The organism is Moraxella sp. ZY200743, from assembly GCF_050885545.1.
In the GTDB taxonomy this organism is placed as follows: Bacteria; Pseudomonadota; Gammaproteobacteria; order Pseudomonadales; family Moraxellaceae; genus Moraxella; species Moraxella haemolytica.
The window spans coordinates 2,225,882-2,239,909 of record NZ_CP091313.1; the positions used below are offsets into that span (position 1 = coordinate 2,225,882).

The following is a 14,028-nucleotide window of genomic DNA, read 5'->3' on the forward strand; positions in this document are numbered from 1 at the left end:
TCAAGCGGACAATTCAATACAGGCAAAATCCCAACCAAAAACTAAAACAAGGACAGATTATGACCGCCGATTTTAATACATTGACCAGTAAAATCAATATCCGTAGCGATGCGTTTCAAACCAATCAAGCCGCCATGCTGTCGCTCGTAGAAGACTTAAACCAACAAGCGACTCGCATCTGTCTTGGGGGACATGAACAAGCCCGAGCCAAACACACCGCCAGAGGCAAGCTACTTGCTCGTGAACGCATCAACACTCTTCTTGATACAGGTTCTGCATTTTTGGAGATTGGGCAATTTGCTGCCTTAGGGGTCTATGAAAACGACATTCCTTGTGCTGGTGTGGTGGCAGGGGTCGGCATGGTCAGTGGTGTCATGTGTATGATTGTCGCCAATGATGCGACGGTCAAGGGTGGTACTTATTATCCTTTGACTGTCAAAAAACACTTAAGAGCCCAAGAAATTGCCAAAGAAAATCGCCTGCCTTGTATTTATTTGGTGGATTCTGGCGGTGCTTTTTTGCCATTACAAGACCAAGTTTTTCCCGATAAAGAGCATTTTGGGCGGATTTTTTATAATCAAGCACAGATGTCAAAAGCAGGCATTCCACAAATTGCGGTGGTGATGGGTAGCTGTACTGCAGGAGGTGCTTATGTGCCTGCCATGAGCGATGAAACCATCATCGTACGCAATCAAGGTACTATCTTTTTGGGTGGGCCGCCATTGGTCAAGGCAGCCACAGGCGAGGTGGTGTCCAGCGAAGATTTGGGTGGTGGTGATGTACATACTCGACTATCAGGCGTGGCAGACCATTTGGCAGAAAATGATGAACATGCCCTCATGATTGCTCGTAGCATCGTAAGCAATCTGAATCAGCCAAAACAAACCCTTAAGAATGAGTTTGAGGAGCCGAATTTTTCTCAAGATGAGCTGTATGGCATCGTTCCTGCCGATGCCAAAACCCCTTTTGACATCAGAGAGGTTATTGCAAGATTGGTCGATGGCTCACGCTTTGATGAATTTAAGGCAAGATTTGGCACAACTTTGGTTACGGGATTTGCCCAAATTTATGGTCAAAAAATCGGCATCATCGCCAACAATGGCATCTTGTTTTCAGAATCTGCCCAAAAAGGTGCTCACTTTATTGAACTGTGTTGCCAACGCAAAGTCCCATTATTATTTCTACAAAACATCACAGGCTTTATGGTGGGGCAAAAATACGAAAACGAAGGCATCGCCAAACATGGAGCCAAACTTGTCATGGCGGTGGCTACTGCCAATGTACCCAAAATCACCCTAGTGATTGGCGGTTCATTTGGGGCAGGCAACTACGGTATGTGTGGTCGTGCGTACTCACCACGATTTATGTGGACCTGGCCAAACTCTCGCATTTCTGTCATGGGTGGTGAACAGGCAGCAAGTGTGCTATCGACCATCAAGCGTGAACAAATTGAAAAAGCTGGTCAGTCTTGGTCTATTGATGAAGAAAACAACTTTAAAGCACCCATTCGTGAACAATATGAAAGACAAGGGCATCCCTACTACGCTTCGGCACGCCTATGGGACGATGGTGTCATCGATCCTGCTCAAAGTCGCCATATTCTCGGTCTTAGCTTTGCCATCGCCATGAATGCACCGATTGATGATATGGGCTTTGGGGTATTTAGAATGTAATTTGGTATGCAATGCAACATTTAGACGACAGATAAAAAGGACAATACCATGAATTTTGATACCTTAGAATGCACCATTCACGACCAAATCGCCCATGTTTGGCTAAACCGACCTGATGTGCATAACGCCTTTAATGCGACCGTCATCGCCGAACTGCACGCCTGCTTTGATGAGCTTGATGGGCGTGATGATGTGCGTGTCGTTGTGCTGGGTGGGCGTGGCAAAAGTTTTTCAGCAGGGGCGGATTTAACTTGGATAAAGCAAATGGGTGAAGCGGATTTTAATACCAACAGCCAAGATGCTCTAAAACTTGCCAAGATGCTTCATCGTATCGCCACCTTGACTAAGCCAACCATCGCCCGTGTTCATGGGGCGGCATTGGGCGGTGGTATGGGGCTTGCGTCAGCGTGTGATATTTGTGTTGCCAGTAGTGCTGCCAAATTTGCCACCTCAGAGGTTCGCTTAGGGCTGTCTCCAAGCACCATCAGTCCTTATGTCATCAAAGCCATCGGTGCAAGACAAGCTGGTCGTTATTTTTTAACCGCCGAACGCATCGATGCTAAGCAAGCCCATGCCATAGGACTGGTGCATGAAGTTACTGATGACGAGATGGGTTTGGATGCTTTGATTGATGATCTTATCGATAACATTTTAAAGGGTGCTCCAAAAGCACAGCACGCCTCCAAAGAACTCATCGACATGGTCGCTCATGCCGACATTGATGATGAACTACTACAAAAGACCGCCAATCACATCGCCAAGATTCGCACAGGCGATGAAGCCAAATCAGGCTTAGGTGCTTTTTTGAGCAAACAAACACCCACTTGGATAAAATAACAACTCTACAAAAGGACCATATCATGTTTCATAAAATACTCATTGCCAATCGTGGTGAAATTGCCTGTCGAGTCATCAAAACTTGTCGAAAGCTGGGGGTTGCCACTGTCGCTGTCTATTCGGACGCAGATTCGGACGCTGAGCACACACTACTTGCGGATGAAGCGGTTCATATCGGTGCCTCGCCTGCTACCCAAAGCTACCTGCAAATCGACAAAATCATCAATGCCGCCAAGCAAACAGGTGCTAGTGCCATTCATCCTGGTTATGGGTTTTTGTCCGAGAATGACCAATTTGCCAAAGCCTGTCATGATAACGGCATTGTATTTATCGGACCACCTGTTGAAGCCATTCTTGCCATGGGATTAAAAGCAACCTCAAAGGCTCTCATGGAAAAAGCTGGCGTGCCTTTAACCCCTGGTTATCATGGCAATAATCAAGACCCTGATTTTTTAAAGGCACAAGCTGACAAAATCGGCTACCCTGTTCTCATTAAGGCAAGTGCTGGTGGTGGGGGTAAGGGCATGAGCTTGGTAGAGCATGAAGCCAATTTTCTTACCCAGTTAAAATCCTGTAAACAAGAGGCACTGTCAAGCTTTGGTAATGATGATGTGCTCATCGAACGCTACATCGTCAATCCTCGTCATGTTGAAGTGCAGATTTTTGGCGATACTTTTGGCAATGTCGTACATCTGTTTGAGCGAGACTGCTCGGTGCAAAGAAGACATCAAAAAGTCATCGAAGAGGCTCCCGCTCCAAACATCAGCGAAGACAAGCTACAACAGATGCGTACTGCCGCCATCAATGCCGCCAAAGCGGTCGGCTATGTGGGTGCTGGTACGGTTGAGTTTATTGTTGAACAAGATGGCACTGCTTATTTTATGGAGATGAACACTCGGCTACAGGTAGAACATCCTGTTACCGAGATGATTACTGGGGTTGATTTGGTTGAGTGGCAGCTAAGAATTGCCGATGGGGAAGCACTACCAAAAACTCAAGATGAGCTAATGGCACAAGGTCATGCCATCGAGGCTCGCATCTATGCTGAAATTCCAGAGCAAGGCTATCTGCCCGCCACTGGTAAAATTACCCATCTAACCTACCCAAGCAGTAGCGATGGCATTCGCATTGATAGCGGCATCACCTTGGGTGATGAAATCACCACTTTTTATGACCCCATGATTGCCAAGTTGATTGTTTGGGGGAAAAATCGTGATGAGGCGATTGGAAAGCTGTATCATGCACTTAGTCAGACGCATATTGACGGACTGGGGAACAACATCGCCTTTTTAGGACGCATCTTACAATCTGAACGCTTTAAAAACATACAGTTAGACACCAATCTTATCAACAAAGAAGAAGATTTTCTACTCAATCCTGTCATTAACATCACTGATGAGCTGGTGATTAAAGCATCATTCATTAAGCTGATGAAGCAGATTGGTCAAGGCAATATATGGCAGATGCACCCATTGTGGCGACCAAATACCACCACCTGTCATCGCATTCATCTAAAATATCAAGACCAGGAGTATGTCGTCTCATGGCATAATGATGGCAAGCGGTGGCTGGCGAATCATCATCAACGCACCTTTGTCGTGAATGGTGAATTATTGGATGCCAATACCGCCAGCATCACCTTAGACGATCATCATCAAAAAGTATCTTTTAATCACAGTAAAGATACTCTTACTCTGTATGACAATACATATGGGATTAATGCCGTACCGTTCGCTCTACCCAAGATTGGCTGTGGTCAAAACGATAGTGAAGCACAAGGCGGACTAACCGCCCCCATGCCAGGTATCATCGTTGATGTCTGCGTTCAAGCAGGGCAAGCGGTCGCCAAAGATGAGGTACTGCTCACGATGGAAGCGATGAAAATTATTTATACCATCAAAGCCCCCGATGACGGCATCGTACAAGAGTGCTATTATAAAACTGGCGACCAAGTCAAAGCAGGCGATGAGCTGGTATCTTTTGAGGCAAAACAATAATGACTAAGCGTGCTGTGTTTAAGATACAGCACACACATCAACCCAATGTATCAAGGATGGCATTATGACCCACATAAAAATCGTTGAAGTCGGTGCAAGAGATGGATTACAAAACGAAAAAACCCCACTTAGCGTTGATGATAAGCTGACGCTTATTCATGACCTAATGGCGGCAAATTTAAAATTCATTGAGGCAGGCTCGTGTGTATCGCCAAAATGGGTTCCTCAAATGGCATCAAGCACCGAAGTATATCGTCAGCTACCCAAAGATACAGACATCAGTTTTTCTCTTTTAACTCCCAACACTCAGGGCATCAAAGATGCGTTAGCGGTGGGCTGCCAAGAGGTTGCTGTCTTTACCGCTGCCAGTGAGTCTTTTACTAAAAAAAATACTAATTGCACGATTGATGAGAGTTTTGAGCGAATCTTAGACATCATATCCTTAGCCCAAGAACATGATGTTAAGGTGCGAGGCTATGTCTCTTGTGTGGTGGATTGTCCTTATGAAGGAGCGATTGACCCCACTAAAGTCGCCAGCATCGCACGCCGTCTGTATGATATGGGGTGCTACGAGATTTCTTTGGGAGAGACCATCGGCACAGCCACGCCCAATCAGGTAAGACGACTTTGGCAAGCGTGCCGTGATGAGCTTGATATTAGCATATTAGCAGGGCATTTTCATGACACCTATGGTATGGCGATTGCCAATATTTATGAATCGCTTGAACAAGGCATTGCCATCTTTGATGCCTCTGTTGGTGGTTTGGGTGGTTGCCCTTATGCCAAGGGAGCATCTGGTAATGTCGCTACCGAAGATGTACACTATCTGATGACAGGCTTGGGGCTATCTACAGGCATTGACATTGATAAACTGGTACAAGCCAGTCATGCCATATGTCAAAAATTAGCTCGCCCCAATGGCTCAAAATTTACCAACGCCTATCTGGCAAATTGCCACTAGTTAAAAGAGGTCATCATGAACGCCTACTACACTCGCCTCAGTCGTCACCATGACAATGATACGACCATCAGCCATTATCAATCCACCAAGCACGCACAAGGGGCTTGGAATGACTTTGAGCAGCACATGGCAGTTGCCACAGGGCTTTTGGCACATGAGCTTGAGCAGTTTTGCCCAAGAGATGATTTGATGATTGCTCGTCTTAGTCTGGATATTTTGGGTGTGATTTATTTGGGGGAGACCATCATACGCACTCACTTTATCCGCACAGGACGCACCATTGAGCTGATTGAAAGCACCTTATCTACCATTGATGGCGATGGGCGTGAGCGAGTAAGCCTCATCATGCGTGCATGGCGACTTGCCAAAAGCGACACCCGCAGCATCTCAGGGCTTGAAGACGCCATCCAAGACCCAAGCAACCTGCCCACTTGGCAAGGTCTACAAATATGGGGCGGCGGCTACATTCAAAGCCTACAAGCAAAGTCAGCACAGCATAGAGCAGGTAAAAGTGTGGTATGGCTAGACACCGATATTCAGATGGTCTTAGGCGAGGCAACATCGGATTTTGTGCATTTGATTGGCATGGTGGATACCGCCAATGGGATTGCTGCCAGAACCCAAGATAAGTCGTGGATTTTCCCCAGCATTGACCTACAAATTCACCTGCATCGCACCCCTGTTGGGCGATGGCTTGGGCTTGAGACCGTTCAGCAGATTGGGGAGAGTGGCGTAGGGTTGACCAGCAGTATTTTGCATGACGAGCTTGGTCCATTTGGTCGTGCTCTACAGATTTTGACCGTGCGGCAACTGAACTGATTGCTTGACAATCATGGGTTGCTTTGGTGAGTTTGCAAAAATAGTATTCTGTGCTATTATTTTTTAAGCTCAACTATAATTATCAAAAACCATGAAAATCCATGCCGCCCTAGCCCTGCTATTGGCTTTAACCGCCTGCCAATCGCCAACCAATACCCCAAAAACCACCATCAGCGACATCATGCCGTCAGTGCAAGTTCAACCCGCCACATCACCCAGCCATGTTACCGCTCGCTCTTTGCCCAATCAGACACTCCAACTCATCATCTTTGCCAACCAAGAACCCCTAAACATTCGCAGCTGCAAAGATTCTATCGGCATCACCTTAATCAACGACGACAACCCAAAAGAAACCCATATTCGCCCCCAGTTAACCTGCCTTGATAACGGTATTCATCTTCTTAAAGGCTCAAAACTCTCCTTGCTCATTCCTCTAGATTACGGCTTTATCCCACCTTTGGACATGGATAAGACTTATCGTGCCCACATTAGCCTATATGGTAATAAAACCATCTATGACGGCACCCTCTTACCAAAAGAAAAAACCACCAGCAACCCCTTTGCCATCTTCCCCTAAAATAAGACAAATTTCATGACAAGCACCCCCACCACCCCCCTTGCCGAGCGAGTTCGCCCACGCTCGCTCGCCGACATTGTCGGTCAAACGCACCTACTGGGCGAGAATGCCCCCATTGCCCAAATGGTCAAAAACCGCCATCTACCAAGCTTGATTTTGTATGGTGAAGCAGGCATTGGTAAGACAACCTTAGCAAGACTGCTTGCCAATGCGATTGGGCGTGAATTTCATTTACTATCCGCTCTTGACTTGACCGTCAAAGAACTTCGTGAACTGATAGACAGTGATAAAAGTACAGTTGGCGGTCTAGATTTTGGCTCACCTGTGCTTTTTATTGACGAAATTCATCGCTTTAACAAATCCCAACAAGACGCCCTGCTTGGAGCGGTAGAGTCTGGCAAAATCACACTCATCGGTGCAACCACTGAAAACCCGTCTTTTAGTATCAATAATGCCCTGCTGTCTCGTTGTCAGGTTTATCATTTAGAGCCACTGACAGCAGACGAACTGGTCAAGGTGCTACAAAGAGCGTTGGCGATTGATAAGGTGCTAAAACACTTCACGGTGCAAGGCAACCTTGCAGACATCGCATATCTTGCTAATGGAGATGCTCGTAAGGTATTAAATTTATTAGAAATCGCTTGTCAAAACTCGGACAACAACCAACTAATCATAGACGATACCCTACTACAAAATATCGCCCAAACCGTGCTACCTCGCTATGACAGAGCAGGCGATATGCACTATGATATCATCTCCGCCTTCATCAAATCGGTGCGTGGTTCGGATGCGGATGCTAGTATCTATTGGCTTGCTCGGATGCTAAGTGCTGGCGAAGACCCTGCATTTATTGCTCGCCGTTTGGTCATTTTAGCTTCTGAAGACATCGGGCTTGCCAATCCCAATGCCTTACTGCTTGCTGATACCGCCTTGCGTTCAGTGCGGTCTATTGGTATGCCAGAGTCAAGAATCATTCTTGCCCAAGTAGCCGTTTATCTTGCCACCTCGCCTAAGTCCAACAGCACCTATAAAGCAATGAATGAAGCCCTTGCCTTCGTCAAAAACGACAGTTCGCCTGTACCACTTCACCTTAGAAATGGCGTAACCGAACTGATGAAAAAAGCAGGTTACGGCATTGACTATGTTTATCCGCATGATTATACCAATCATTATTATCCACAGCAGTATCTACCCGATCACCTTATGGGTAAATGCTTTTATCAATTTGCGGATAACCAAAAAGAGCAGGCAAGTTTTGCTTTTATCAAGTGGCTAAAAGGGCAAGCGTAAAGACCCAATAAGACAATTTAGTCATTTGGGTGTTTGGCTTACAATCACAACCTCCCAACACCAGCACGCTCAATATGTGATAGAATAATACCAACCCAACAAATAACACCCATACAACTAAATATGTACCAGATACTTTATCGCCAAACACGCATATAAAGTTCGTTTTATTCAGCAGCCACAAGGATTGTTTCACGTGAAACAACAGCCAAAGCCATCATCAGCCAAAGCCATTCCCATCGCCTTTCTTGCCATAGCATTGGTACTGCTCGCCATCAATATGCGAGCACCCATCGTGATGCTAGGCTCGGTTGCACCCATCTTAAAAGATGCTTTAGGGCTTAATGACGACATGATTGGTTGGCTTGGAGCTTTACCAATGCCTGCATTTGCCTTAGGCTCACTGCTATCACCTTATATCGCCAAGCGATTTGGTCTTGAGATGACACTAGTATCAATGATTGGGCTGATTACCCTAAGCCTTCTTGTGCGTGTGCTTGATGAGTCATCGCTATTTTTCATGGGAACGGCGATGATGGCGATTGCCATTGGTTTTATTAATACACTTGGTGCTCCCATCATCAAAAAACACGCCCCAAATCACATCGCCTTAATGACAGGGCTACTTAGCCTATGTATGTCAGTGTTTGCGGGGATTATCGCATGGGCGGTACTGCCCATCACACACGCTGTTGGTTGGCGACTTGGTATGGGTCTATGGGCGTTCGTTGGTATGGCAACACTCATCGTATGGCTCATCATTGCTCGCTACCCATCATCAAGGTCGGCATTATCACCACCTAACACCTTAGCTACCAATCAAGACAAATTAAGATTTAACGCATGGAAGGATATCAACGCATGGGTTTTGGCGGTATTTATGGGTATTCAGTCAATGTTGTTTTACGGTTTGGCGACTTTTTTGCCAATGATTGGCGTTGCCAAAGGGCTTATCCTTGAAGATGCCACTCAGCTTGCTTTGACCTTTCAAATAGCCGCCCCTTTTACCATCATCGGATTAACTTGGTTGGTTAATCGTGGTGTACCTGTGCGTATGGTGGCAATGATGGCAGCGGTATTGAACACGATTGGCGTAGCAGGTCTAATTTGGCTACCTAGATACTTGCATCTGTGGTCGCTATCAATGGGACTAGGAGCGGCATCTATTTTTACACTATCACTCATGATGTTCTCACTTCGCACATACGACAGCGATACCGCACGAGATGTCTCTGGCATGGTGCAGGCAGTCGGTTATTCCATTGCATTTTTTGGACCGCTCATGCTTGGCAAGCTATTTAATTATTATCAAGATTGGCAAATGCCACTTACTGCCTTGCTAGCACTCATGGTGGTAAATGTTGGTGTTGCATGGTTTGCCACCCGACCCTATATTTTTGGTAAATAAAAACCAAAATACAAAAATCTACAAATCACTCTTTATAAAACCCAGACCACCCCCATATTTAATAAATCATCAGTAAATCAGGCAGACTCTCATGGCTCTAAATACCGCCCAAGAAATCATCGAAGACATCAAAGCAGGCAAAATGGTCATCTTAATGGATGATGAAGACCGTGAAAACGAAGGCGATCTTGTCATCGCATCAAGCCACATCACACCTGAAGCCATCAACTTCATGATCAAGCACGCACGAGGCTTGGTATGCCTAACCATCACCGAAGAGCGAGCCAACCAACTCAATCTTGGGCTGATGAGCGGTAAAAACGGTGCCAAATTTAGCACCAACTTTACTGTATCCATTGAGGCTGCCACAGGGGTTACTACAGGCATTTCAGCAGCCGACCGTTCTTTGACAATCCAAAAAGCCATTGCACCTTATGCCAAGCCAACCGACATCGTCAGTCCGGGACATATTTTCCCTATCGTTGCCAAAAAAGGTGGTGTATTGCACAGAGCAGGACATACCGAAGCAGGTTGCGATTTGGCTCGCCTAGCAGGGCTTGAGCCATCTGCGGTCATCTGCGAAATCATCAAAGAGGACGGTGAGATGGCTCGTCGTGGCGACCTTGAAGTCTTTGCGGTAGAGCATAGATTAAAGATTGGCACGATTGCTGACTTGATTCACTATCGCATGACGAATGAGCAGACAGTTGAGCTTATTGATTCACAGGATTTTGATAGCGAATTTGGACAATTCACCTTGCATCGCTTCCAAGAATATGGTGCTAACGAAATTCACCTTGCTCTCACCAAAGGCGACCCATCAAGCGGTGTTAGTACCGTAAGAGTACACAGTCTAAACCCACTACGAGACCTATTGGGTGCAAGTGATGATACCACAGGTAAGACAGGTTGGACAATCCGTGAAGCCCTACAAGAAATCGGAAACAGCGAGCGAGGCGTGTTTGTATGGATTGACGATGGCAGTCCACTAAACCTAAGTGATGCTTTGGATAAATGCAAAGTCAATAGTAGCATACATCAATCCCAAGAACCTTACCGCAGTATTGGTGTGGGTGCTCAGATTTTAAAACTCTTGGGTGTTCAAGACATGCGACTGCTATCAAGCCCTGCCAAATTTAATGTCTCAGGCTTTGATTTAAACATTGTTGAGTCGGTCTCTGCCCTTAGATGATACGGGTAGTGAATGATTCACATAAAATAACTGTTTGGTTGCTCTATGGATAAAGATGGTTTTTTAAGCCACAAACTCTATACAAATCCATCTTATAGATCACAGCACAAGCTCACATAATCTTGTATAATAAATCTCAAGGTTGTAAAAAATTTTTTAAAAATCTTAAAGGTTTTGCAAAATCTTAAAACACAAAATTGAGGAGAAAAAGATGATTGGGTCAATTATTGCTGGACTTGTGGTAGGTTTATTAGCTCGTGCAATCAAGCCAGGTGCTGATAGCATGGGTTGGATTTTAACCATTATTTTAGGTATTGTTGGTGCAGCTGTCGGTGGCTTTATTGCCAGTGCATTTGGCATCCAAGCGAACGGTGGATTTGGCGGTTTGGTGCTGTCGGTGATTGGTGCAATCATCGTATTGTTCATTTATGAGTTTTTTACCAAACGCACTTAATGACAAAACCAATTTATAGATTAATTAAGCTGTTTTTTAAAATAAAAAGATGGGTATCACACCCATCTTTTTATTCATGCTAATTAACTTATTAACCACAACCTTAGAACTTAAAGGTCGCCCCAATGCTAAAATTACGACCCATCTGTGGAATGTTTGGCAAAAAAGTCTCGTGAGCATAGATTTTTTGATTCAGTAGGTTATTTGCTTTAAAGAACACTGAATAATCCACATCGCCTTGATTGCCTTGATAATTTAGCCCTAAATTTAGCAAATGATGCCCTTTTGTAGCATTTTCAAAACCTGAAGTCTTGGTCTGCTTAAAGGTTCGTATATATTCAACACCCCCCGACCAGCTTTCATTAAATTCGGCCTCAACTTTTGCCCCTACTCGCATCGGTGGCAGGCGTGGCGTGTAGCGGTCGTTGGGTTTGGTATATTCTTTGATTTCTTTGCCAAAAAATCCTGCTGGCTCATAGCGACTGACAATCGGTGCTAAATCATGTAGCCTACCATACACATAATCCCCAAAAATTGAGCCATAATAATTCGGTGAGAATCGATAGCCAACTTTCGCTTCCACGCCATAAAATCTGGCTGGCGACTGATCATAGCGGTTGATGCGTAGGTGTAGCGGATGATTAACTTTGGCAGTGCCTAGATATTCGTTAATGGTGTGCAGGTAGATATAATTATCAAAGTCATACAGATATCCAGATACTTGATAATCAAACTTCTCTCCCTTAAAATCAAGGCTTAATTCATAACTTTTTGACTGCTCTTTGGTTAAGTTGCGATTACCAATCTCAAAAGAATTTGTCGCCAGATGCATACCATGCGTGTATAACTCCTGAGCATTTGGTAATCGCTCTTGGTAAGAAGCGTTAAAAGACAGACGATAATTTGGCAAAAATCTCCAATGCACACCCACGCCATACGAATTGGCATGGCTTTCATGCGGTTTGGTTGTATCAATCGCATCATTGATGGCTTTGTCCAACGCCTCGCCTTTTAGAGCCACGAGACGATGATTCTTGATTCTATCTTTGATATAGTCAATGTCATAGTCCATCGCGACTGTCTGTTTTTCGGTACGCCCGCCCAATTCTAGCTCAACATTACCCAGTTTATATTGTCCCACGCCAAACAAACTTTGATTGGTTAAAGTGTTGTGCGTAAGTAGTGGCAATTTTCGCCACTCTGTCTGCGGTGATAGTCCGCTGTTATCCTGTTTGATGTATTGCACACCCCAAAAAGCACTAAAGCGGTCTGTTGGGCGATGCGTCAACTCAAGCCGTGCAGTCTTGCCTTTATTCTTAAAAGAAGTATTGATGACGCCACCTTCTTTTTCATCATGCTGATAGTCCACCACGCCTGCATTGATGCGAACTTTATTAATGAGTGGCGTTGGGTTCTGCCATTCGCCACGCACATCATAACGGCGAGTGGTTAAGTCAATATATGGGTTGCCAACCTTTTCGTGTTCCGCAACCACACCATGCGAGCCATGCTGAGAACCGCTATGATTATGAATGTGTTTGCCACAGTCAGGGCGTGGATTGATATAGTTAATATCATCAGCATTGATGAGCTGTGGGTATCTTGCCAAGTAAGGCTTGGTGCGAATGGCATCAAAGGTAGAAATCACACCACAACCTTCGTACAGGTGGTTATGTGCAGGCAAGCCATACTTATCCTTTCGCTCACTAACTGACGCCCCCAAAAATCCAGTCTCACCCACCCAAGATATGCCAACGCTGCCCGACTTTGAGTCTGCCCAGCTGTGTGGCAGATGATCAAGGCGAGTTTCTTTAACGGCATTTAGATGCGATTCATACTGCTCTTTTTGTTCTAGATAATCCCGATCGGAGCGAATGTAGTGATTCTCATCACGCCAGTGTAGTTTTTTACCCTGTTTGAATACCTCATATTCAGCATTCAAGCTAGCAAGGCGATTGGGAGCGGCTACATAATTATCCAAATCCTTCAAAGAATCAAAGCTCTGATGAATATAGTCAGGCGTGGCGTAGTCGCTCGAAGTCTTATGTAGCCCCTCAACATGTAAGGCAAAATGACTGCCAAGCTGGGTAGTCAATGCACCCGTTACTAGCTTTTCGTTATTGCCTGTGTTAAAGCGAACGCTCGCTTCGGCATCAATGGGCTTGGCAGGTAGAGTGCGTGGAATTTTATTATCCACAACATTTACCACACCTGCCGAATTGCCAGACTTATATAACAAAGTACTAACCCCACGCACCACCTCAGCACGCCGTGCTAAAGCTGTATCCACCATCACTGCGTGGTCAGGTGATAGGTGTGCCATATCGATGACATCAGCGTTATTTTGCAAGATGGTAATGCGTTTTCCTTCTTGTCCACGAATGATGGGGGCAGATGCACCGCCACCAAACTGGTTGGAATGAATACCAAGCTCCCCATCTAAAGCATCGCCTAGCGTGGTGGGTTTGGTTTGCAGTGTTTCTTTGTTAACAACCACATCACCGATCTTTTTAGCACCACCAAAAGGGGTGGCATCCACCCTTGCTGTAGGCAATTCAACCACCAGCGTATCTAATAGCACCTCAGGCAGTGCAGATGGTATGGACGGTATAGGCAACACCTCATCAGCGAACGCACTCATACTACAGCCAAACAAAACCGCCCCCACTGACAGATGCAACGCATTTTTTACCATCAAAAACTCCATATCAGAAAAATAGAAATATTATATCATTAATATCATAGAAATGTAATAACACAACACCATGAATGATTTAACAAATCCATCAATAATGATGGATTATATGTTTGATAAATGGA

Annotated in this window: 11 protein-coding genes; 10 read left to right on the top strand and 1 reads right to left on the bottom strand. The window is 45.2% G+C overall.

Annotated elements, in window-relative coordinates; translation table 11 throughout:
- Nucleotides 1–59 precede the first annotated feature (59 nt).
- From L3D27_RS10765 to L3D27_RS10810, 10 genes are all read left to right on the top strand, one after another.
- Nucleotides 60–1,673, top strand: a complete 1,614-nt coding sequence (locus L3D27_RS10765) for a carboxyl transferase domain-containing protein (RefSeq protein ID WP_432481189.1) — start codon at nt 60–62, stop codon at nt 1,671–1,673.
- 48 nt (nt 1,674–1,721) lie between these two features.
- Complete coding sequence (locus tag L3D27_RS10770) at nt 1,722–2,510, top strand: enoyl-CoA hydratase/isomerase family protein (RefSeq protein WP_432481190.1); 789 nt, start codon at nt 1,722–1,724, stop codon at nt 2,508–2,510.
- 23 nt (nt 2,511–2,533) lie between these two features.
- Nucleotides 2,534–4,507 (top strand): acetyl/propionyl/methylcrotonyl-CoA carboxylase subunit alpha, encoded by a 1,974-nt coding sequence (locus L3D27_RS10775; protein ID WP_432481191.1) that lies wholly within the window; start codon nt 2,534–2,536, stop codon nt 4,505–4,507.
- A 61-nt stretch (nt 4,508–4,568) separates the two neighbouring features.
- Nucleotides 4,569–5,468, top strand: coding sequence for a hydroxymethylglutaryl-CoA lyase (locus tag L3D27_RS10780; RefSeq protein ID WP_373628669.1), 900 nt, complete (start codon nt 4,569–4,571; stop codon nt 5,466–5,468).
- A gap of 15 nt (nt 5,469–5,483) precedes the next feature.
- A complete protein-coding gene (locus L3D27_RS10785; protein ID WP_432481192.1) occupies nt 5,484–6,287 on the top strand; it encodes a thioesterase family protein in 804 nt (267 codons plus the stop codon).
- A 91-nt stretch (nt 6,288–6,378) separates the two neighbouring features.
- Nucleotides 6,379–6,864 carry a hypothetical protein gene (locus L3D27_RS10790; protein WP_432481193.1) on the top strand — a complete coding sequence of 162 codons (486 nt, stop codon included), beginning with the start codon at nt 6,379–6,381 and terminating at the stop codon, nt 6,862–6,864.
- Between the two features lie 15 nt (nt 6,865–6,879).
- Nucleotides 6,880–8,154: a replication-associated recombination protein A gene (locus tag L3D27_RS10795; RefSeq protein ID WP_432481194.1), complete on the top strand. Its 1,275-nt coding sequence runs from the start codon at nt 6,880–6,882 to the stop codon at nt 8,152–8,154.
- 196 nt (nt 8,155–8,350) lie between these two features.
- Nucleotides 8,351–9,562 carry an MFS transporter gene (locus tag L3D27_RS10800; protein WP_432481195.1) on the top strand — a complete coding sequence of 404 codons (1,212 nt, stop codon included), beginning with the start codon at nt 8,351–8,353 and terminating at the stop codon, nt 9,560–9,562.
- A 91-nt stretch (nt 9,563–9,653) separates the two neighbouring features.
- Nucleotides 9,654–10,754, top strand: coding sequence for a 3,4-dihydroxy-2-butanone-4-phosphate synthase (ribB, locus tag L3D27_RS10805; protein ID WP_432481196.1), 1,101 nt, complete (start codon nt 9,654–9,656; stop codon nt 10,752–10,754).
- Nucleotides 10,755–10,965: 211 nt separating this feature from the next.
- Nucleotides 10,966–11,208 (top strand): GlsB/YeaQ/YmgE family stress response membrane protein, encoded by a 243-nt coding sequence (locus L3D27_RS10810; protein WP_284673669.1) that lies wholly within the window; start codon nt 10,966–10,968, stop codon nt 11,206–11,208.
- Nucleotides 11,209–11,311: 103 nt separating this feature from the next.
- Here the strand turns inward: L3D27_RS10810 and L3D27_RS10815 are convergent, their stop codons facing one another.
- Entirely contained in the window at nt 11,312–13,903 is a 2,592-nt protein-coding gene (locus L3D27_RS10815) for a TonB-dependent receptor (protein WP_432481197.1), read from the bottom strand.
- Nucleotides 13,904–14,028 lie beyond the last annotated feature (125 nt).